15 protein-coding genes and 7 pseudogenes are annotated in these 18,902 nt (G+C 63.3%); 11 read left to right on the top strand and 11 right to left on the bottom strand.

What is annotated here, in order from left to right:
- Positions 1–89: 89 nt before the first annotated feature.
- Positions 90–452: a helix-turn-helix domain-containing protein gene (locus ACG10_RS21380; RefSeq protein WP_089169973.1), complete on the top strand. Its 363-nt coding sequence runs from the start codon at positions 90–92 to the stop codon at positions 450–452.
- On the opposite strand, the gene ACG10_RS21375 is transcribed toward ACG10_RS21380, so the two are convergent.
- The gene (locus ACG10_RS21375; RefSeq protein ID WP_089169972.1) at positions 418–1,797 is read right to left on the bottom strand and encodes an ATP-binding protein; all 1,380 of its coding nucleotides are present in this window, start codon (positions 1,795–1,797) and stop codon (positions 418–420) included. The two genes, ACG10_RS21380 and ACG10_RS21375, sit on opposite strands and share 35 nt — an antisense overlap.
- Positions 1,798–1,989: 192 nt before the next feature.
- Positions 1,990–2,931 (bottom strand): GlxA family transcriptional regulator, encoded by a 942-nt coding sequence (locus ACG10_RS21370; protein WP_040107487.1) that lies wholly within the window; start codon positions 2,929–2,931, stop codon positions 1,990–1,992.
- Positions 2,932–3,197: 266 nt separating this feature from the next.
- On the opposite strand from ACG10_RS21370, the gene ACG10_RS21365 reads away from it, so the two are divergent.
- Together ACG10_RS21365 and ACG10_RS21360 are read left to right on the top strand one after the other, a co-directional pair.
- Positions 3,198–3,851: a hydrolase gene (locus tag ACG10_RS21365; RefSeq protein WP_040107307.1), complete on the top strand. Its 654-nt coding sequence runs from the start codon at positions 3,198–3,200 to the stop codon at positions 3,849–3,851.
- 55 nt (positions 3,852–3,906) lie between these two features.
- Positions 3,907–4,119: pseudogene (locus tag ACG10_RS21360) on the top strand (DoxX family protein); the annotation flags it as partial.
- A 462-nt stretch (positions 4,120–4,581) separates the two neighbouring features.
- Here ACG10_RS21360 and ACG10_RS21355 read toward each other — a convergent pair.
- The 6 genes and pseudogenes from ACG10_RS21355 to ACG10_RS21335 all read right to left on the bottom strand — a co-directional run bounded on the left by ACG10_RS21355 (position 4,582) and on the right by ACG10_RS21335 (position 8,798).
- Complete coding sequence (locus ACG10_RS21355) at positions 4,582–5,487, bottom strand: cyclase family protein (protein WP_242672642.1); 906 nt, start codon at positions 5,485–5,487, stop codon at positions 4,582–4,584.
- A 384-nt stretch (positions 5,488–5,871) separates the two neighbouring features.
- A pseudogene (locus ACG10_RS23910) lies at positions 5,872–5,970 on the bottom strand (integrase core domain-containing protein); the annotation flags it as partial.
- Positions 5,971–6,034: 64 nt separating this feature from the next.
- A pseudogene (locus ACG10_RS21350) lies at positions 6,035–6,463 on the bottom strand (oxidoreductase); the annotation flags it as partial.
- Positions 6,460–6,903: an SRPBCC family protein gene (locus tag ACG10_RS21345; RefSeq protein ID WP_227028917.1), complete on the bottom strand. Its 444-nt coding sequence runs from the start codon at positions 6,901–6,903 to the stop codon at positions 6,460–6,462. The pseudogene ACG10_RS21350 and the gene ACG10_RS21345, both read right to left, overlap by 4 nt.
- An 82-nt stretch (positions 6,904–6,985) precedes the next feature.
- Positions 6,986–7,774 carry an SDR family oxidoreductase gene (locus ACG10_RS21340; RefSeq protein WP_040107305.1) on the bottom strand — a complete coding sequence of 263 codons (789 nt, stop codon included), beginning with the start codon at positions 7,772–7,774 and terminating at the stop codon, positions 6,986–6,988.
- A gap of 13 nt (positions 7,775–7,787) precedes the next feature.
- Complete coding sequence (locus tag ACG10_RS21335; RefSeq protein WP_040107483.1) at positions 7,788–8,798, bottom strand: zinc-binding dehydrogenase; 1,011 nt, start codon at positions 8,796–8,798, stop codon at positions 7,788–7,790.
- 471 nt (positions 8,799–9,269) lie between these two features.
- On the opposite strand from ACG10_RS21335, the gene ACG10_RS21330 reads away from it, so the two are divergent.
- From ACG10_RS21330 to ACG10_RS21315, 4 genes are all read left to right on the top strand, one after another.
- Positions 9,270–10,631 carry an IS701 family transposase gene (locus ACG10_RS21330; RefSeq protein ID WP_089166638.1) on the top strand — a complete coding sequence of 454 codons (1,362 nt, stop codon included), beginning with the start codon at positions 9,270–9,272 and terminating at the stop codon, positions 10,629–10,631.
- A 289-nt stretch (positions 10,632–10,920) separates the two neighbouring features.
- A complete protein-coding gene (locus ACG10_RS21325) occupies positions 10,921–12,108 on the top strand; it encodes an MFS transporter (protein ID WP_040107304.1) in 1,188 nt (395 codons plus the stop codon).
- A gap of 83 nt (positions 12,109–12,191) precedes the next feature.
- Entirely contained in the window at positions 12,192–12,986 is a 795-nt protein-coding gene (locus tag ACG10_RS21320; RefSeq protein WP_040107303.1) for an SDR family NAD(P)-dependent oxidoreductase, read from the top strand.
- A gap of 220 nt (positions 12,987–13,206) precedes the next feature.
- A complete protein-coding gene (locus ACG10_RS21315; protein WP_040107302.1) occupies positions 13,207–14,073 on the top strand; it encodes a glycine betaine ABC transporter substrate-binding protein in 867 nt (288 codons plus the stop codon).
- Positions 14,074–14,085: 12 nt separating this feature from the next.
- On the opposite strand, the pseudogene ACG10_RS21310 reads toward ACG10_RS21315, so the two are convergent.
- Together ACG10_RS21310 and ACG10_RS24595 are read right to left on the bottom strand one after the other, a co-directional pair.
- Positions 14,086–15,398 (bottom strand): annotated as a pseudogene (locus ACG10_RS21310) (IS4 family transposase).
- A gap of 115 nt (positions 15,399–15,513) precedes the next feature.
- Positions 15,514–15,642 (bottom strand): annotated as a pseudogene (locus tag ACG10_RS24595) (ISL3 family transposase); the annotation flags it as partial.
- Between the two features lie 205 nt (positions 15,643–15,847).
- Here ACG10_RS24595 and ACG10_RS21300 point away from each other — a divergent pair.
- The 3 genes and pseudogenes from ACG10_RS21300 (at position 15,848) to ACG10_RS21290 (ending at position 18,216) form a co-directional block, all read left to right on the top strand.
- Positions 15,848–16,967: pseudogene (locus tag ACG10_RS21300) on the top strand (ISAs1 family transposase).
- 149 nt (positions 16,968–17,116) lie between these two features.
- Complete coding sequence (locus ACG10_RS21295; protein WP_089168266.1) at positions 17,117–17,635, top strand: helix-turn-helix domain-containing protein; 519 nt, start codon at positions 17,117–17,119, stop codon at positions 17,633–17,635.
- Between the two features lie 29 nt (positions 17,636–17,664).
- Positions 17,665–18,216 carry a transposase gene (locus ACG10_RS21290; protein WP_089168265.1) on the top strand — a complete coding sequence of 184 codons (552 nt, stop codon included), beginning with the start codon at positions 17,665–17,667 and terminating at the stop codon, positions 18,214–18,216.
- Positions 18,217–18,324: 108 nt separating this feature from the next.
- Here the strand turns inward: ACG10_RS21290 and ACG10_RS21285 are convergent.
- A pseudogene (locus ACG10_RS21285) lies at positions 18,325–18,771 on the bottom strand (TraV family lipoprotein); the annotation flags it as partial.
- Here ACG10_RS21285 and ACG10_RS24590 point away from each other — a divergent pair.
- The coding region (locus tag ACG10_RS24590; RefSeq protein ID WP_232487313.1) for a hypothetical protein at positions 18,719–18,902 on the top strand (184 nt) is incomplete at its 3' end. The pseudogene ACG10_RS21285 and the gene ACG10_RS24590 sit on opposite strands and share 53 nt — an antisense overlap.

Genomic DNA, 18,902 nt, shown 5'->3' with positions numbered 1-18,902 from the left:
CCATTAACCAGGTTTAACCCGCTTTAACTCGCCGCCTCCGGCGCCTTTGCAGATGCTGGGTCCCCCACCGTCCGCCGGAGTGCCCAGCCGTGTCCCATGCCGACCTCGCCAGACCTGTCCGCCGGGGCCTTGCGTCCTGGCAGTTGGAACGCGCCCTGGCGCTGTTGCTGGAGCATCTGGACGCGGGCATCGAGGTGACCGTCCTCGCTCGGGCCTGCGCGCTCTCGCGCAGCGATTTCACCCGCAAGTTCAAGGTCAGCACCGGGGCGACGCCACAGGCCTGGTTGCGCCGCCAGCGGGTGGAGAAGGCCAAGCGGCTGCTGGCCGAGGCACGGTTGCCGCTGGCGGAGATCGGGCTGGAGTGCGGGTTCTGCGACCAGGCGCACTTCTGCCGCATCTTCACCCGCCTGGAAGGCGTCACGCCACTGGGCTGGCAGCGTCTGGCGGGCTGACCTGCTGCATGTAGGCGCGGACGGTGTGCGGCACCCGGTAGCTCACCCCGCGCTCGTCCTGCTCGATCCACAGCAGCGACTTGTCCGCCAACTGGTGCACAGCGGCGAAGATGCATTCACGACAAAGCCGGGTGCCGTGCAGCGAGTCCACCGCCGTGTCCAGGGTGAAGGCTTCCCCCAGGGATGCCAGCAGGCGCAGGCAGCGCTGTTCGGCGGCGCTGAGCAGGCCGAAGCTCCAGTCGTAGGTCGCCCGCAGGCTTTGCTGCCGCTCCGGGGCGGTGCGCCGCCCCGGCATGAGCAATTGCAGCGGCGTCTCCAGCAGCGCTGGCAGTCCGCTGAGGCCGAGGACGCCCACCTGCCGCGCGGCCATTTCGATGGCCAGGGGAATGCCGTCCAGGCGCCGGCAGATGGCGATGATGGCTCGCACCTGGTCGGGCTTGAGGTCGAAGCGGTCGCAGACCTCCCGCGCGCGCGTCACGAACAGCTGCACCGCCGAGCTGCACATGGCCAGCGCCAGGGGCGCGTCGTCGCGCTCGGGCACCTCCAGCGGCGGCAGGCGCAGCACGTGCTCGCCTTCGGCACGCAGCGGTTCGCGGCTGGTGGCGAGGATGTTCAGCCGCGGGTGCAGGCGCAACAGGTGCTCGGCGGCCTCGGCGCAGCGCTCGGTAAGGTGCTCGCAGTTGTCCAAGAGCAGCAGGGTCGGCTCGTCCACCGGCTCGCGCAGCAGCACGGCGAGGTTCTGGCTGAGGGAGATGCCGTCCGGATCGCTCGACAGGTCGAGGAAGCACATCCGCGGGAAGTGCGCGCCCGACTGCTCGGCGGCCTGGATTGCCAAGGAGGTCTTGCCGATACCGCCAGGCCCGGCCAGGGTCAGCAGGCGGGTGCGCGGCAGCTGGTTCACCACGCGCTGGATCAGCACCTGGCGGCCGATCAGCCCCATCAGCAGGACCGGCAGGTTGCTGGTGCGCATCGCACAGGGGGACGCCAGGGGTTGCCGCGGCGCGACCAGGGTCTCCACCACCTCGACGAAGCCGTAGCCGCGCAAGGGCACGTTGGCGATGTAGCGCTCGCCGGTGCGCCCCTCGCCCAGGGCGCGGCGCAGGGCGGCGATGTGCACGCGCAGGTTGACTTCCTCGACCACGGTATCGCCCCAGACCTGGGCGATGATCGCGTCCTTGCCGATGATTTCCCCGGGCTGGCGGATCAGCACGTGGAGGATGTCCAGCGCCCGGCTGCCGATGCGCACCGGGCGGTCGCCCTGCAACAGCTGGCGGCGGTATGGATGGAACTGGAAGCGGCCGAACTGCAGGATGGTCTCGGTGCCGGGCTCAGTGGTTGCGCTCATGTCCTGCTCACGTCATGGTTCAAACGGATCGCTCCACTACTGGGCCTTCAGGCGATCTGGTTCGAACCGAGGTGACGCGCCCCTGATGATGGATCGGGCTATTTTCCCGCGCCCGTGTGACAGTGCAATTCATCCGGGGGGAACGATCCGGCCAAGATGGGTGCGCCGGACGGTCAGAACCGCCCTTCGCGCTCAGGCGCAGCCGAACTGCTCGCGATACTGGCTCGGCGTCATGCCGATCCGCTCGCCGAACACCGAACGCATGTGCCGAGCGCTGCCGAAGCCGCTGCGGCAGGCCACCAGCTTCAACGGCAGGTCGCTGCTCTCCAGCAGCCTGCGCGCATGGTCGATGCGTGCGCTCTGTACGTACTGCATGGGCGTCAGCCTGGTCTCGCGCTGGAAGGCGCGGGAGAAGTTGCGCGGGCTCATGGCCACCAGCTCGGCGAGGCGATTGACCGTCAGGGGCTCGTCGATGTGGTCCACCACGTAGGCCTGGGCGCGGGCAATGGCCGAGCCGTCGCGCACCACCGACGCCAGCAGCGGACCGAACGGCGCCTGCCCGCCCTGGCGCTTGAGCACCACCAGCAGCACCTTGGCGACTTCCAGGGCGATGTCCTTGCCGTGATCCTCGGCGACCACCGCCAGGGCCATGTCGATGCCGGCCGTGACGCCTCCGGAAGTGATCAGGTTGCGGTCGATGACGTAGATGCGCTCGGCCTGTACCTGGGTGTGGGGGCAGCGCTGCGCCAGTCGCTCCAGGTAGTTCCAGTGGGTGGTGCAACGGTAGCCGTCGAGCAGCCCCGCCGCCCCCAGGATGAAGGCCCCGGTGCACACCGCTCCGTAGCGTTTCGCGCTGCGCGCCGCCTGCGCCAGCCAGGCGGACAACAGCGAGGTGTCGCCGTTGTACGCGCCCGGCCCGCCGGGCACCAGCAGCAGGTCCACGCCCGCCGGCAAGTCGTCGATGTGCAGGTCCGCCTCCAGCGCTAGCCCGCTGGAGGCGCGCACCCGGTCGCGCTCCGCCGCCACCGTGAGCAACCGATAGTGGTGCTCCGGCGGCAGGTAGCGGTTGGCCATGGAAAACACCTCCAGCGGCCCCGTCACATCCAGCGCCAGGACATCCTCGTAAAGCACCATGGCCACTGTCTTCTTCACTGCTGTCTCCTTCACTCAATCACGCGCGCGGGGCCGGTGGCAAGGCGCGCCCGTTTTCCAGGGGCGCCACTGTAGCCGCGCCGCTTCGTCGCGTATCGAACATTTGCATCAAAATGTCTGCTCCCACCGCGAGCACACAGGTCCAATAAACAGGAAGGCGCCGGCCCCATAGTCAGCCCATATCCGCCGGCCCCGTGCCGGTGTTCCTTGCGCAACCGCTGCGCACCCCACCTCAAGGAGACACTCCCATGGCGACCGCCTCGGCCGTTCCCGGCAAGACCCTGCTCAACCCCACCGACCACACCCTGATCATGATCGACCACCAGTCGCAGATGTCCTTCGCGACCAAGTCGATCGATGCGGTGACCCTGCGCAACAACGCCGCCCTGGTGTCCAAGGCGGCAAAGGAATTCGGCGTCTCCACCATCCTCACCACCGTCGCCGAGAAGAGCTTCTCCGGCCCGATCTTCGACGAGATCAAGTCGGTCTTCCCCGAGCACAAGGTCATCGACCGCACCAGCATGAACACTTGGGAAGACCCGCGCATCGCCGTGGAAGTGAACAAGTTCGGCAAGCAGAAGATCGCCCTGGCGGGCCTGTGGACCTCCGTCTGCATCGTCGGTCCGGCGCTGTCGGCCATCGACCAGGGCTTCGAGGTCTACGTCATCGCCGACGCCTGCGGCGACGTCTCCACCGAGGCCCACGAAATGGCCCTGCAACGAATGATCCAACTCGGCGCGCGCCCGATGACCTCCCTGCAGTACCTGCTGGAACTGCAGCGCGACTGGGCCCGTGGCGAGACCTACGACCAGACCGTGAAGACCTCCATCGAGCACGGCGGCGCCTACGGCCTGGGCCTGATCTACGCCAAGACCATGTTCAACGCCAGCGAAGGCCACTGAGCCCGAGCAAGGGAGCAGCGCCGCCGCTCCCTTTTCCTTTTCCGTGGTGCATCCCATGTCTCCGATCGACCGTTCCAGCGTCTGGGCATTACTGTTCATGCGCGTTGGCGCAGCCCTGCTGCTCCTCCAAGTGCACGGCCTGCCCAAGCTGCTGCACTGGCAAAGCGAACTGCAACGCATCGAAGATCCCTTTGGCCTTGGCGCCGCGCCGACCCTGGCGCTGGCCGTGTTCGCCGAAGTGCTCTGCCCGCTGCTGCTGATCCTGGGGTTTGGGGAGCAACGGAACCGAAACCGCACTTAGGCCCTGCGCCTGCCTTACAAGCCCTTGCTGTGTCTGGGATTTTCGGAAAACCATCGTTTTTGATGGTCTGTGGGACCTTAGTACTACTGTGTCATAAATGCGCTAACTTATTGATGTATCAAACAAATTTCTTGCTTGCTAGCGGTAGAAAATCTCTTTTAAGTCAAGAATTTGTCTATTTTTATGACACAGTAAGATTAGTATTACTGTGTCATAAAAATAGATAAGTCCCGGATTTAAAAGAGATTTTCTATCACCGGTAAGCAAGAGTTTTTCTCGATACATCAATAAGTTAGCGCATTTATGACACAGTAGGAGGGATGATCTAAAAAAGACTTTTTCTGAAAATCACAAGCCAGTAACCATCCGGCTTACAGGGCATGTGATCTCGTGAAAGTGGGGCTTTTTCAGTTCCTTATGCATGTGAGTTCATCGGATCGCCACTGGATTGATATTGACTTGGGTGGAGCCCACATAAAGCGGCTGTCCAAGTACGAATAAAAACTCCCATGCTTTGTCACGCACCAAGGCACGGCTGTCGATCAGCTCTAGATTGTAGATACCGCGTTTGGCCAGCATGAACTGGTTGACTGGGAATTCTTCATTTCCAGATGGATTAGGATAAACTTCCGAGGCCCAAGTATCACCGCCGAACGCAACGATGCCCTGGTCGGCTAGCCACTGGGCTGCTTCCATACCGATACCAGGTTCCACGGCGAGGAACTGTTTGTCGTCCTTGCCGATCAACTCCAGCCAGCCAGTGTTAAACAGCACTACATCGCCCTTGCGCAGGGAGACGCCCTGCTTCTCCAGCACCGCCTTGATATCGGCAACAGTGAATTCGGTGCCGCCCGGCACGATGCTTTTTCCGTAATGCGCAGTCATATCCAGAACTACACCACGGGTGACCAACGGCGGCACCTTCTCGATGCCAAGTTTTGTCACCCCTTCGACAGTGACGAAGTCAGCTGCCTTGTTGCCATTATAATAAACGTTGTCGATGCCGATATGGCCGATGCCATTGAGCTGGGTGCCGACACCTGTCCAGGCGTTGACCAGTTCGTCGTTTAAGCTGAATTTGTTCGGCCCGAGGGTCAGTCCAGCCTGCTCGCCCGGCTGGACATTGTAGAGTTTGAAACTACGGTGACGAAACGCCGGTAGGTCCTTGTTCACGGGAACGGCGAGAGGATAGGTTTTGCCGGTCTTCACTAGCTTGACTGCTTCCCTCACTACATCCGGGGTGAGTAGGTTCGCTGCACCGATTTCGTCGTTCGGGCCATAGGCCGATGGATACCAGTCGGCCGCAACGGCGGCATGGCTAGCCAGACCAATCATTGAGGCGAGCGCGAGGCGTTTAATGTGGTTCACAGATGTCACCTTCATTGCATGACTAGAGGCTGACTGGAGTCAGCGTCGGATAATCAGTAAGGCCTTTGGCATCGCCGCCAAACAGCGTTTCGCGATGATGCTCAGTCAGTACGGCGCCCACGCGTAGGCGTTCAGGTAAGTCCGGATTGGCCACGAATGGGTGACCAAAGCCAATCAGGTCAGCCCAACCCTAGTGGCCTGTTTGGTTAGTCCTTTATCTAATTGATATGTTGGGAACTTCGCCGGCAGGCGCGACAGCATGGCCTCGCCGCACACAAACCTACATTATAAATAAACGAACTACATAGACAGCCTGGACTTGTCCCTATCAAACCGGACACCGCAACCCCGTTAAGTTGATGTTGCGGTTATCCGCCTGAACTCCCGAGGCGAGCGGTAGTTCAAGGCGCTGTGCGGATGCTCCTCGTTGTAATGCTGGAAGGCAGCTGCTTCATCGGGAAACTCGGGCAAGGGATCGAGTGTATTTCAGCAGAATCGGGAAGTCTTTTTCAGGATTTCCTTGAACGAAACCGGGCTGGCCGTCCTTGTCGATGAACACCTTGACATCCTCAGCTTGGATCGCCAAAGAGGACACCGGTGTGCGGCCGCTTAGTAAGCTGGTGTGGCTGAGTCGCCCGACGTGCCAGAGCTGGGCGAACATGCGCCCACCGGTAGCGTGCATCGCGTCGGTGACCTTGAGCCAGCCGGCGATCTGGGCCTGGGTGTAGATGCCAGGGGTCAACGCATAGCCTTTGCCCATCGGCGAAATCCAGGTGCCCTCGCTGACGATCAGGCCGGCGCTTGCACGTTGTGCGTAATACTCTGCCATCAGTTCGTTTGCCTCATCGCCGGATTGGCTGGCCCGTGAGCGAGTCATCGGCGGCATGACAATGCGATTGGGCAACTTCCTCGACTTCATGGTCCCGCGCCTGCAGGCGTTCATGAAGCCCCCGTGACCGGCTGCTGCGCTTCGAACATCGCTTTCAGCCGCTCCAGGCCGGTGCGATAAAAGCTCTCGAGGTCTGTGGCTATCTCGACCTCGTTGGCCTTTTCGCTGCGAAAGCGGCTGGACCAAGTCGCCAGCGAGCGGCCCTCTCCATCGTCACGGACGGATACCCGGCCGAGATAGTCGGATACGGGGAGTGGGCCTTCGAGCAGGGCATAGCTGTAGTGGCGCTCGCTCTCGCTGAACTCCAGCAGGCGCTCGATGATAACCACCCCGTCAGCCATTTCCAGATAACGCAGGCGCCCGCCGTCGTCGAGCCGGCTGCTGGCGATGGAGTCGACCCAGCGGGGCAGAAGGTCGAATCCGCCGAGAAGCAACCAGACCTGTTCAGCTGGGCGGGCGATGCTTATGGAAACACTGACATCGATCGCTTTCAATTTTCGATTCCTTTTTGGACGAAGATAGCGGGATCTCCGGAAGGGGCCGACCCTGTGTGGCCAGCCACGATACCGGCTCGGCTCAGAAGGTGCCGGGATAATGGCCGCCGTCGAGCAACAGATTCTGGCCGGTCATGTAGCCGGCGTGGACGCTGCAGAGAAAGGCGCAGAAGGCGCCGAACTCGTCGGAGGACCCGAAGCGGCCAGCCGGAATGCCCCGGCGGCGCTGCTCGCCGATGGCCTCGGGGCTTTGCGCCGAGGCTTGAGCGGTGGTGCTCAGAGTCTGGCGCAAGCGCTCGGTGTCGAAGGCCCCAGGCAGCAGGTTGTTGAGCGTCACGTTGCGTCCGGCCAGGTTGGGCTGGCGGGCCAGGCCGGCGACGAAGCCGGTCAGACCGCTGCGCGCACCGTTAGAGAGGCCGAGGATGTCGATCGGCGCCTTCACCGCCGCCGAGGTGATGTTTACCACCCGGCCGAAGCCGCGTGCGGCCATGCCGTCCACCGTAGACCGGATCAGCTCGATTGGCGTGAGCATGTTGGCCTCCACGGCCCGCAGCCAGTCTTCGCGAGTCCAGTCGCGGAAGTCACCCGGCGGCGGCCCGCCGGCATTGTTGACCAGGATATCGACCTGTGGGCAGGCATCCAGCGCGGCCCGGCGCACCTCGTTGCGGCCGATGTCGCCGGCCACGCTGCGCACCTTGATCGCCGGATGCAGGGCGCGCAGTTCCGCCGCCGTCGCTTCCAGCGCCTCGCTGCCGCGGGCATTAACGACTAGGTTCACCCCTTCTCGGGCCAAGGCCATCGCGCAGCCCTTGCCGAGTCCTTTGCTGGAAGCGCAGACCAGCGCCCAGCGTCCGGCGATACCGAGATCCATAGCGATTTTCCTCTTACAGCTCATGTTGGGTGGTCGGCGCAGCTTGCAACTGCGCGACCCATTTTCCACCGCTCCCGCCTTTGAGCGCCCGCAGGGCATTTGGCAAGGCATCGAAAGCGAAGACACGGCGATCCGGAGCCAACAGGCTGCCGTCGGCCAACGCCTGCAGCAACCGTTCCCCGGCCTGACGCAGCTCCTGCCGGTCGATGCGGCTGCCATGCGCGTGAACGCTGTTCAGAGCGACCTCGTGCAGCGAGAGGGCGGTGCCGAAGGCCGGCAGGGGGGCCGTCTCCTGGCGGTCCTGGATGCAAACCAGATGTCCGTTGTAGCCCAGCAGCGGCGCGAGCGTCGCAGCATGCCGGCCGCTGACCGTGTCGAACAGCGCGTACAGCCGGCGCTCGCCCAGGCGCTCCCGCAGGACGGACACCCAGTCGCCTTGCCGATAGTCGAACACTCCCACGACGCCCAGCCCGAGCAGCCGCCGGTGATGACACGGCGCAGCAGTGGCCCAGACGCGCCAACCGCGTTGCAGGGCGAGCTGGACGAGGAACAGGCCGACCGCACCACCGGCCCCGACCACCAGCACGTCGCGCCCGGGCGCGGGTGGGACCTTTTCCAGCGCCTGCCAGGTGGTCAGGCCGGGACAGGGCAGGCAGGCGGCCGCGGCGTCATCGAGAGCGGCCGGCACCCGCAGAACGGTGGCGGCCTCGACGCGGCAGTATTCGGCGAAGCTACCGTCCCGCCCAAGCGCCTGGTGATAGGCGACGCGGGTTCCCGGAACGATATCGACACCATTGCCAGCGGCCGTCACCACGCCCACGCCATCGACGCCAGGTACCTGTCCCTCGCGCCAGGCCGGATGGCCCCACTCGATCATTTTCCAGTCGACCGGGTTCAGCGCCAGCGCCCGGTTGGCGATCAGGACCTCACCCGCGGCGGGGTGCGGCAGGGACCGGCGGACCCGCCGCAGGCCGTCGATCCCCAGGCCCGGCGTCCAGCTCCAGGCCACGTAATCAGTGTGCAGCATGTTCTTTCCCTTCCTCGTCAGTGGATAAAGACTGGCCGAGTACGAAGAGGAGCCAATCGGCGGCTGGGGTTGACTCCATTGCCTGTCCTAACACTAAGGCGGTGCAGAGGGTCATGCATAGCGAGGGAAAGGGTGCGTTTTTTGACATTTTGAAGGATGGCCAAGTGATGGGGTAACCGACAGGCAGCCCCGCAATATCGTTTGGTGAGGCCGGCAGTATCCCTGCGATGGCTGGTCGGAAAAATGAGTGACTCGTAACAATAGATTTGAATTCAACTCATGAGTTGACCCTGTTCGGCATTGCCTTCCGAGCATCTCATTCACACTGCAGCCCTCGGGGTAACCGTCAAGTTGGGCCGGTGGTATGCGGCTCACGGAGCAATGACATCACTGAGTTTGCCTAATCTTACTGTGTCACTAAATTGAGCTATCGTCAGTAGATCTTCGGCAGTTCGAAGGAGACCGACGATGGACTCGATGATCCGGTTCGACGAATACCTGGCGCATCTGGCGGCCGGCCTGGGACATGCCGACCGGGAAGCCGGGCTGCGCGGCTATTGCTCAGGCCTGATGCTGCCCTTGGCGCGCAAGAGCGTGGAGCCCATGGCGGCACACCTCGACCCCCTGCATGCCAGTGCCCGGCACCAGGCGTTGCATCATTTCGTGGCCAAGGCCGACTGGTCGGATACCGAAATGCTGCGCCGTGTGGCCCGGTGGGTCCTGCCGACAATGGATCTGTCCGCTGGCAGCTATTGGCTCGTGGACGACACCGGTTTCCCGAAGAAGGGACGGCACTCGGTGGGCGTGGCACGCCAGTACTGCGGGGTGCTGGGCAAGCAGGACAACTGCCAGGTGGCGGTCAGCGTCTCGTTGGCGTGCGAACAGGCCAGCCTGCCGGTAGCCTGGCGCTTGTACCTGCCCCGGGAGTGGGCCGAAGATGCCGGGCGGCGCCGCCAGGCCGGCGTACCCGAGGACGTCCGCTTTGCCACCAAGCCCCAGATAGCGCTTTCGCAGTTGCAGGCGTTGCTCGAAGCCGGGGAACCCCATCATTGGGTGGTGGCCGATGCCGGTTACGGCGTGGACAGCGCTTTTCGCCAGGGGTTGACGGCCATGGGGCTGCCCTATGTGGTTGGGATAACCTCGGTCGTGCGGGTATGGCCGCCCGGCCAGCAGCCGCTGCCGCCCAAGCCCTGGACGGGCAAGGGGCGCCCACCGGTAGCCACGCGGCGCTCGCCGGAGCATCGACCACTGTCGGTGAAGAAGCTGGCCCTGTCGCTGCCGCCCGAGCTCTTTACGGAACTCACCTGGCGCCAGGGAACCAACGAACCACTGAGCGGGCGTTTCGCTGCAGTACGGGTACGCCCTGCCGGCAGCGTGTCGGCAAAACAGCGGCTGCACCCGCAGCAATGGCTGCTGATCGAATGGCCCCTCACGCAGGCCGAGCCGACCCGTTACTGGTTGTCCACGCTCGAGGAGGACACGCCGCTATCGGAACTGGTGCGCATCGCCCACCTGCGTTGGCGTATCGAGCGCGACTATCAGGATCTCAAGCAGGACCTGGGGCTGGGACATTACGAGGGACGCGGTTGGCGGGGATTCCACCACCATGCCAGCCTGAGCATCGCCGCCTACGGTTTTCTGCTCGGGCAGCGCCTGCGCCGTGAGGCCCTGTCCGGACCGGATGGCCAAGGAAAAAAAAACCTCATGGGGTGCACGGTACCTGCGCTTCCCGCGGATTACCGCCCCCGCGGTCGGCCAGCGCGCACAGCGGCATGTGGCGGACTCGATCACGACGCTGCGTCATCAACTGGGTGTCTACCTGATGCTTGAGTATTGCCGGGACCTGTACGGCGGTTTGGGCTATCCACGTTTATGACACAGTAAGACTAAGCGGTTGAGAGCCGATTGGGAGCCAGGGGAGGAACAGCGAGCGAAAAATCAACAGCTCATTCCCGTCCTACTGCTCCTGATCGTGAACAGGCTATTGGCGCGAAGACCAGGGCGAAGACCTTCTCTTGAAATAGATTCACAACTTTTGTTCTTGAGGTCGGTCTACTGAGTAAGTTGATTCGAATTCATGATTCATCCATCTCACAGATGAATACATAGGATTCGTTTCATGCCTCTTGCTGTCTATGCACTGATGGCCGGTGCCTTCGGTATCGGTGTCACCGAATTTGTCATCATGGGGTTGTTGCTGGAGATCAGTGTCGATCTGGGCGTCTCCGTCCAAGCCGCCGGCCTCCTTATTTCCGGCTACGCGCTAGGTGTGGTGGTCGGCGCACCGCTGCTGACAGCTGCCACTTCCGGCTGGCCACGCAAGGTCGTGCTGCTCGGCCTGATGACGATCTTCACCTTCGGCAACGCCGCCTGCGCGCTGGCACCCGACTACGGCTCCCTGATGGCGGCACGCGTGCTGACCTCCTTCGCCCACGGCACCTTCTTCGGCGTCGGCTCGGTGGTCGCCACCAGCCTGGTTGCGGCGGACCGGCGCGCCTCGGCCATCGCGGCGATGTTCACCGGCCTGACGGTGGCCAACATCCTAGGCGTTCCCTTCGGCACTTGGCTGGGACAGGCTCTGGGCTGGCGTGCGACCTTCTGGGCCGTAACCTGGGTCGGCGTCGTGGCGCTGCTGGTACTGCAACTGTACGTGCCAGCGGATCGTCACCGGCCCGAAGCGGCCGATTGGCGCGGCGACCTGAAAGCGATGGCGCGCCGTCCGGTCTTGCTTGGCTTGCTGACGACTGTGTTGGGCTATGCGGGCGTGTTTGCCGTCTTCACTTATATCGCACCGCTCCTGATGCATGTCACCGGCTTCGACAAGGCGGCTGTGTCACCCATCCTGCTGGTCTTTGGTGCGGGCCTGGTAGTAGGCAATCTGCTAGGCGGCCGGCTAGCCGACTGTCATCTGCAGCCGACTCTGCTGGGCAGCCTGATGGCCCTAGTTGCCGTACTCGGCCTGATGACATGGGCGTTACACCAACAGGCTCTGGCCGTGATCTTCGTCGGACTGCTCGGTGCAAGCGCTTTTGCCACCGTGCCAGCACTGCAAATGTGGGTACTGGAGAAGGCGCAGGGTGCCGGCCAGAGCCTGGCATCAAGCTTCAACATTGCCGCCTTCAACCTCGGCAACGCCTTGGGGGCCTGGCTGGGAGGACTCGTGATTGTTCATGGCCCAGGATTGGCAGCTCTCACCTGGGTAGCCGCACTGATACCGCTCGCGGCCCTGATCGTGGCCCTGGTAGCACTGCGCCTGGAGGGCACCCGGCCGGCCGCTGGGGCGGCCGTCTATCCCGATACACCCTAACTATCCATCAGGCGCAGCCAGTACAGCGTCCAACCGCCCCCCTGAATGAGCTCCCAAACTCACAACCGATCAGGATGAATTGCATGAAAATCGATCTCTCCGGCAAGACTGCCATCGTTACCGGTTCCACCGCGGGCATCGGCTATGCCATCGCCCGAGGACTGGCGCAGGCCGGCGCCACGGTAGTAGTGAATGGCCGCAGCCCGGCCGGCGTTGAGTCCGCCGTGTCGCGGCTGCGCAGAGAGTTGGCGGATGCGAGCGTCCGCGGCGTGGCGGCGGACGTTGGTTGTATCGCGGGATGTGCTGCCCTGGTCGCAGCAGAGCCGGCAGCCGACATCCTGGTCAACAACGCCGGCATCTACGGGCCGCAGGATTTCTTCGAGATTGCGGATGAGGAGTGGACGCGCTTTTTCGAAGTGAACGTCATGTCCGGTGTCCGCCTGTCGCGTGCCTACTTGCCTGGCATGCTGCAACGCCGATGGGGGCGGGTGCTGTTCTTGTCCTCGGAGTCGGCCTTGAACATCCCCGTCGATATGATCCACTACGGCTTCAGCAAGACCGCCAACCTATCGGTTTCCCGAGGCCTGGCCAAACGGGTCGCCGGTAGCGGTGTGACCGTCAATGCCATATTGCCGGGCCCGACCCTATCCGATGGATTGGAGGCAATGTTGAAGGAGGAACAGGAGGCGTCGAGTCTATCCATGGAAGAGGTTGCGGCCAGCTTCGTGATGAAGCATCGTCCCGGCTCGCTCATCCAACGTGCCGCGCGTGTAGAAGAGGTGGCGAATCTGGTCGTTTACGCAGCCTCGCCTCAGGCCTCGGCCACCACCGGCGCGGCGCTGCGGGTGGACGGCGGTGTGCTTGATTCGATCGCCTGAACTGGGGCAGCGTTTCTGGACCAAGGGCGACGACGCTTTTGTTGTTGTGGGAAGCCGGCAAGAGTCGAAAGATGAGATTGGCCCATTCCCGGTCGGAACTTCATAGGCAATCGAAGCCTAACTCTTTCCTCGTCGCATCCTCAGGATACCCGCACTGGAAGGTGACGCCCCCATCGGATGCCTTTCTCTTTCTTCCAATCGATCGAACGAAGCCTCTGCCATGAAGAAACTCGCGTATGTCCTCGTGCTTTCCTTCGTAATTTGCAGTGCCCTCCTGGCCAAGGCCGAACCACGGGAACTCGTGGTAGGACAGGTCAATCTCAGTTTCTATACGGCGAGTGCCGCGGTGGTGAAGGAAGTTCTCAGCCGACTCGGCCACTCCTTGAAGATAGTTGAGGGCAACCATCCGGACATCTACGGCCGCTTGGGACATGGCGATGTCGACTTGCTGGTAGCCTCCTGGCTACCCCATGCGCACGGACCGCTGCAGGCGCCGCTTGCAGATCGCTTGGTAGAGGCGGCTACCCTTTATGAAGACGCTCGACTGTACTGGGCTGTGCCGGCTCACGTACCTGTAGAGATGGTTCGCTCCATCGACGATCTGAAGAAACCCGCGGTGACCTCGCGTATCGACCGTGAGATAGTCGGTGTGGGACCTGGCTCGGGATTGATGAATGGCTCCGAGCAGATCATGCGGCGCTACGGGCTGGAGCAAGCAGGCTATAGGCTAAAGGTGGCTCCGCCCGAGGAGTGGGCCCGGCACCTCGCCGAGGCCTCTGCTAGTGGCAGATGGATGGTGATGCCCCTGTGGCAGCCCCAATATCTGAATGCAGTCTACCCATTGCGGGTACTGGAGGATCCGCAAGGGATCTTCGGCGTCGATCGCGCCGTGGTGGTGGTACGCAAGGAGGTCTGGCAGCAGCTTCCCGAGCGTACTCGCAGGGTTCTCGGCCGTGTGCGGCTCGGGATTTCAGTAGCCACCGAATTAGAACGGCAAATGGTAGTGGAAAGTAAGCCGGCCGAGCAGGTGGCCCGCAGTTGGATGGCGGCAAACCCGGCAAAGGTGGATGTCTGGTTTGCCGACTGAAGATCAGCCCTTTCAAGGTCTCTTACCTTTCGAGGCCTCGATTACACGGGCCGTAGACACATGAGCGCGGGCTGCGGCGCTATCGACCCACTCCCGGGTCTTTTTCACCTTGGGCCGCGCTTGCTGGTGGCCACCTGGCTGGGCTTGATGTGCCGCGCCAATGCCAACAGGCGCTGTGCCAGTGTGCTGGCCGAGTCGTCGGCCCAGGCGGGCCAGTGCTCCACCGGCAGTGCGACGAGCATCCCCTCGTAACGGCTTCTGACCTGGACCGCCAGGTGGTAGGGGGACGCCTCCCAGCCCTCGGGAAGCTGTTCGCGATGGGCCTGCTCGACGCTGCGCTTGAGCACCGCCAGGAGGTTGCAGGCCAGCACCGCCACGGCAAATCCCAGCAGCGCCGCCCGGGGATGGCCCAGGCTGCGGATCTCGCTCTGCAGGACCGACTCCAGGCGCTGGAACATCCCCTCGATACGCCAGCGCCGACGGTACAGCTCGGCAACCTGCCGGGCGTCGATCGTCGCGGGCAGGTTGCTCCACAGCCAGAGCACGGACTCGCCCGACTCCGTCGGCCGATCCAGACGCAGCTCGATGCGGCGCCAGGGCGTCTGGCCCTCGTCTATGTGGATGTCCTGTTCGAGTACCCAGCCGGTTTCCACCCGGCCCCGGTCGTGCCAGGGCCCCTCGCGAACGATGCGCGGATGCTTGGCATCCTGGCGCACGATGAAATCGGCCCGGGCCTGCTGGAGCGACTGGAGAATCGCGCGCGTGCAGAAATGCCGGTCGGCCATCCACAGCTGCCCCGGCCGGGCACTGTCCAGTAGCGGCAGGACGCCGGTACGCTCGCTTTCATAGGCGTCCTCGCAGACCGCCAGATCGGTCACCAGGTCCAGGTCGGGGTCGTAGACCACCAGCGAATGCCCCGGCAGAGCGGCGGCGCGCTGGTTGCGCAGCGGCGCCAGGCGCTTCTCCGAGGCCGGCAGATGATTGCCGTCGACGATGCGCACCTGCCAGCCGGGCAGGCAGGGCGCTGTGCCCAGGGCCGAGACGATCGGCGCCAGGCGCTGGGCGCTGCCCTGTACCAGGGCCCGCAGCAAGGGCGGCTCGGTACGCCTGACCTTGTCGTACAGCGCCGCCAGCGATACGGGCAGGTGGTCCATCTGGCGCGCGGCGGCGTGCAGCGAAGGGCGCAACCCCAGGGAAACCAGCGACATCAGCTCGACCACCGTGGAAAACAGCAGCTCGCGTGGATACTGGCGCTGCCGGTGGGTCTCGAACACTTCGTCGATCCAGGCGGCCGGCATCGCCCGCTCCAGCGCCAGCCGTGCCATGACGCTGGCCGGTGCCTGCTTCTCGAAGCGCGCCAGAATCGCATCCCACATCGTCTTGCCCTCCCGCTTGATCATCGGGAGAGTTTACGCAAAGACCTTGAAAGGGCTGGTGCTGACAGCGACCACAGCGTGGCAGGTCGGCCGCTCGAGGTTCGAGGGTCAGCGTAAGGGTGTTTTCGGCGGAGTGGCTGCAGGCTACGACGTCGTAGCCTGGCCAGAAAGCAGCAAGATCAATAGGATGCACGATGACAGCAGGGGGCAGGCGTTGGTGTGTTTGGCGACTGCCAATTTACCTGCTTCCCTGTCTGTCAATCCGCTCTTCCCCACGATCCCGCGAAGAACCAAAAATCAGGGCAATCGCATGAACGGATGCGCCTGTCGCTTCAAGCGGCTTTAGCCCGAGCAGGTTTGGTGTAGCGTGTCTTCTCTTTGTCGAGGAGGGATACACGATGCAGCAAGCAGACAGACCGAGCCTGGCCGAAGTCTTTGTTTCGATCGACGATCCTCGGCAAGCGGGCAAGGTCGAACACGATCTGGTGGAGATGCTGGTAGTCGCTGTCAGCGCGGTGCTCTCGGGCGCGGATACGTTCGTGGAGATCGAGGCATGGGCCACGGAGAAGCTCGACTGGCTACGAAACTACCTGGAGCTGAAGCACGGATCGCCTCGCATGACACGTTTGGCCGTCTGTTCGGGCTGATCGATCCGGCACAGTTCGAGGCGGCGTTCAGGCGCTGGGTGGGATCGGTCGTGCCGGTGCTGGGGGCGCAGGTGGTCGCCATCGACGGCAAGACCAGCCGGCGCTCGGGCAAGGTCGATGCCACACCGCTGCACCTGGTCAGTGCCTTTGCGGCAGATGCCCGCCTGGTGTTGGGCCAACACTCGACCGAGGCGAAATCCAACGAGAAAACCGCGATCCCCCAGTTGCTGGAAGTACTGGCATTGCAAGGTTGTATCGTCACGCTCGACGCGATGGGCACCCAGGCCAGCATCGCCCAGGCGATCCGCCAGCGAGGCGCGGACTATGTCCTGGCGGTCAAGGACAACCAGCCTACCCTGGCCGAGGCCATCCGGGATTTCTTCGCGTGCTACCAGGCCTCGCCCGACAAGACCCCGCATACGGTCTTCGAGACGGTGGAAAAGGATCACGGGCGCCTGGAGATCCGTCGCTGCCATGCGTTCGATGCCCTGCAGTGCCTGCCTCGCCCCGAACGGCAGGACCTGAAGTCCTTTGCCGTCATCGAGTCCACGAGGCAGGTCAAGGGTCTGCAAACGACAGAATATCGCTGCTATATCAGCAGCTTGCCTGCCGATGCCCAGCGCCTGGCCCAAGCCATACGTGCGCACTGGAGCGTCGAGAACCAACTGCACTGGTGCATGGATGTCGCCTTCGCCGATGACCAGATGCGTGCCAGGACACAATACGCCGCACACAACCTGGCCGTGCTCAAACAGCTCGTCCTCAACCTGTTTCGGCTCGACCCACCGGCAAGAAGGGTGGCATCAAGGCCCGCCGCCTGGTTGCATCCACCTCCGATACCTATCGCGCTGCACTTCTCGGACTTGGGTAGCCTTCATGCGATTGCCCTTGGGCTCTGCGCCGAGCTACAGAAAAACCGCAAACTGCGGGAGACCTCTGAGCCTCATGTCGGGCAACTGAGCTAGTGCAGTTTCATAGATGAAGTTGTGGAAATTATGGCATCAGGCGATGCTATGCCCCATGAAAGCACCTCTATTCGTTCGCCCTTTGACTACCGAGGAACGGCAGGCCCTGCAGGTTGGCTTGCGTGCCCGGGAAGCCTTCACGCTGCGGCGCTGCCAGATCCTGCTGGCCAGCGCTGACGGCAAGACCGCCACGGAAATTGCCGCTCTGTTCGGCTGCGCCACGCAAACCGTACGCAACACCCTGCGGGCCTTTGCCGCCGAGGGGGTGTCTTGCCTGACGGAGAAGTCGCATCGGCCCAAACGTGTCCGTCCCTTGCTTGCGGGCACGCAGGCCGAGCGCTTGCGCTCTTTGCTGCACCGCAGCCCCCGCGATTTCGGCAAGCCCACCCGCTTGTGGACCTTGAGCCTGGCCGCCGAGGTGGCCTTCGAGCAGGGGCTGACCGAACGGCAACTGAGCTATGAGTCGATCCGCCAGACGCTGATACGCCTGGGCGTGGGCTGGAAGCGGGCCAAGACCTGGATTACCAGCCCGGATCCCCACTATGCGCGCAAAAAAAGCGACGCGACTGGCTGATCGAACTGGCCACAACGCACCCGGACTGGGTGCTGGGTTTTCAGGACGAGGTCTGGTGGAGTCGTTTTGCGCGCCCATCCCTGAAGGCCTGGAGCGCGGGTCAGGCCCTGCGCCTGCAGCAGTTGTCGGTGGATCCGCAGGATGCCGGACCCAAGGCGCTGAGCTGCTATGGCCTGCTGCGCGCCGACACGGGGCAGATGCTGCTGCGTTTCGTCAAGGGCCGCCCGGTCAGCCAGGTGACCGAGGACTTCCTGGAGTGGGTCTGCGAGCGCCTGGCGAGCGAGGGGAAGAAGGCGCTGCTGATGATCTGGGACAACGCCAGCTGGCATATCAGCCACCGGGTGCGGGCCTGGATCGGGGCGCACAACCGCCGGGCCAGGGCCGAGGGTGGCGTACGGATCGTAACCTGCCGCCTGCCGAGCAAGAGCCCCTGGCTGAACCGGATCGAGCCCCGCTGGGTGCATGGCAAGCGGGCGATCCATGAACCCGAACGCCCGCTGACCAGCGCTGAGGTGATGGAGCGAGTCTGCACCTATTACGGTTGTGAACAGCTCCCGCCACTTGAACAGGATGTTGGTTGAAAACTGCACTAGGGATAAACAAGTCCGCTTTTGGCCGCATCCAGCCTGTCACGACAGGCTGTTTTTGTGGGATGAAACGCAACTTTCATCCCACAATCTTCGAGGAGCTTACTTCTGGACGGTCAACGGTCGCAGTGACGGGATCACCTGGGGATTGCGCGTGCCGATCTCCCAGCGCCGCGGCTCGATCTCGGTATAGACGAAACCCGGCACGTACAGATCCCCGTTGTCGTCCTCCCACGGGTCGACGGCGATGCGCATGACCACCGCCTGGCTGCGGATCGGCAACGGCTGCGCACACGCATCGGCAGCGGCGTGTTGTCGGCGCCTTCGGCGACCAGCACGCGGGTTTCCGGCTCGCTCTCCTTGCCCTCCTTCTCCTTGTCCTTGCCTTTCTTCGCAGTGCCCTTGTCCTGCTCCTGGCGCAGCACCGTCTTGTAGGCACCGCCATCGGTGGCCGCATACACCTTCCCTGGCGGACATGCAGGTGGCGCCTTCCGGCATGCCCTTGCAGCTGTATTCCTCCTCGCCGATCTTGAGGCTGGAACAGCCGGTGATCGCGCCGACAAGCGCCAGCAGGACGAAAATTTTCCGGGTCATTTTGAATAGTCCTCACTTAACCGAACTGAGTTTCAGGGAGCTTTCGTCGAACTGGGCCGACAGGCCTTTCTTGACGATGAAGTTCA

The sequence above is a fragment of the Azotobacter chroococcum genome (genome assembly GCF_002220155.1).
Classification (GTDB): Bacteria; Pseudomonadota; Gammaproteobacteria; order Pseudomonadales; family Pseudomonadaceae; genus Azotobacter; species Azotobacter chroococcum.
The sequence above is the reverse complement of the archived record's forward strand: the minus strand, read 5'-3'. Positions and strand labels throughout refer to the sequence as shown.

Bases quoted from the DNA above. Each gene is read 5' to 3' on its own strand.
- ACG10_RS21325 (WP_040107304.1), top strand. From the start codon at position 10,921: ATGCCTCTTGCTGTCTATGCACTGATGGCCGGTGCCTTCGGTATCGGT.
- ACG10_RS21295 (WP_089168266.1), top strand. From the start codon at position 17,117: ATGAAAGCACCTCTATTCGTTCGCCCTTTGACTACCGAGGAACGGCAG.
- ACG10_RS21330 (WP_089166638.1), top strand. From the start codon at position 9,270: ATGGACTCGATGATCCGGTTCGACGAATACCTGGCGCATCTGGCGGCC.
- ACG10_RS21320 (WP_040107303.1), top strand. From the start codon at position 12,192: ATGAAAATCGATCTCTCCGGCAAGACTGCCATCGTTACCGGTTCCACC.
- ACG10_RS21365 (WP_040107307.1), top strand. From the start codon at position 3,198: ATGGCGACCGCCTCGGCCGTTCCCGGCAAGACCCTGCTCAACCCCACC.
- ACG10_RS21355 (WP_242672642.1), bottom strand. From the start codon at position 5,487: ATGATTGGTCTGGCTAGCCATGCCGCCGTTGCGGCCGACTGGTATCCA.
- ACG10_RS21340 (WP_040107305.1), bottom strand. From the start codon at position 7,774: ATGGATCTCGGTATCGCCGGACGCTGGGCGCTGGTCTGCGCTTCCAGC.
- ACG10_RS21370 (WP_040107487.1), bottom strand. From the start codon at position 2,931: ATGGTGCTTTACGAGGATGTCCTGGCGCTGGATGTGACGGGGCCGCTG.
- ACG10_RS21315 (WP_040107302.1), top strand. From the start codon at position 13,207: ATGAAGAAACTCGCGTATGTCCTCGTGCTTTCCTTCGTAATTTGCAGT.
- ACG10_RS21375 (WP_089169972.1), bottom strand. From the start codon at position 1,797: ATGAGCGCAACCACTGAGCCCGGCACCGAGACCATCCTGCAGTTCGGC.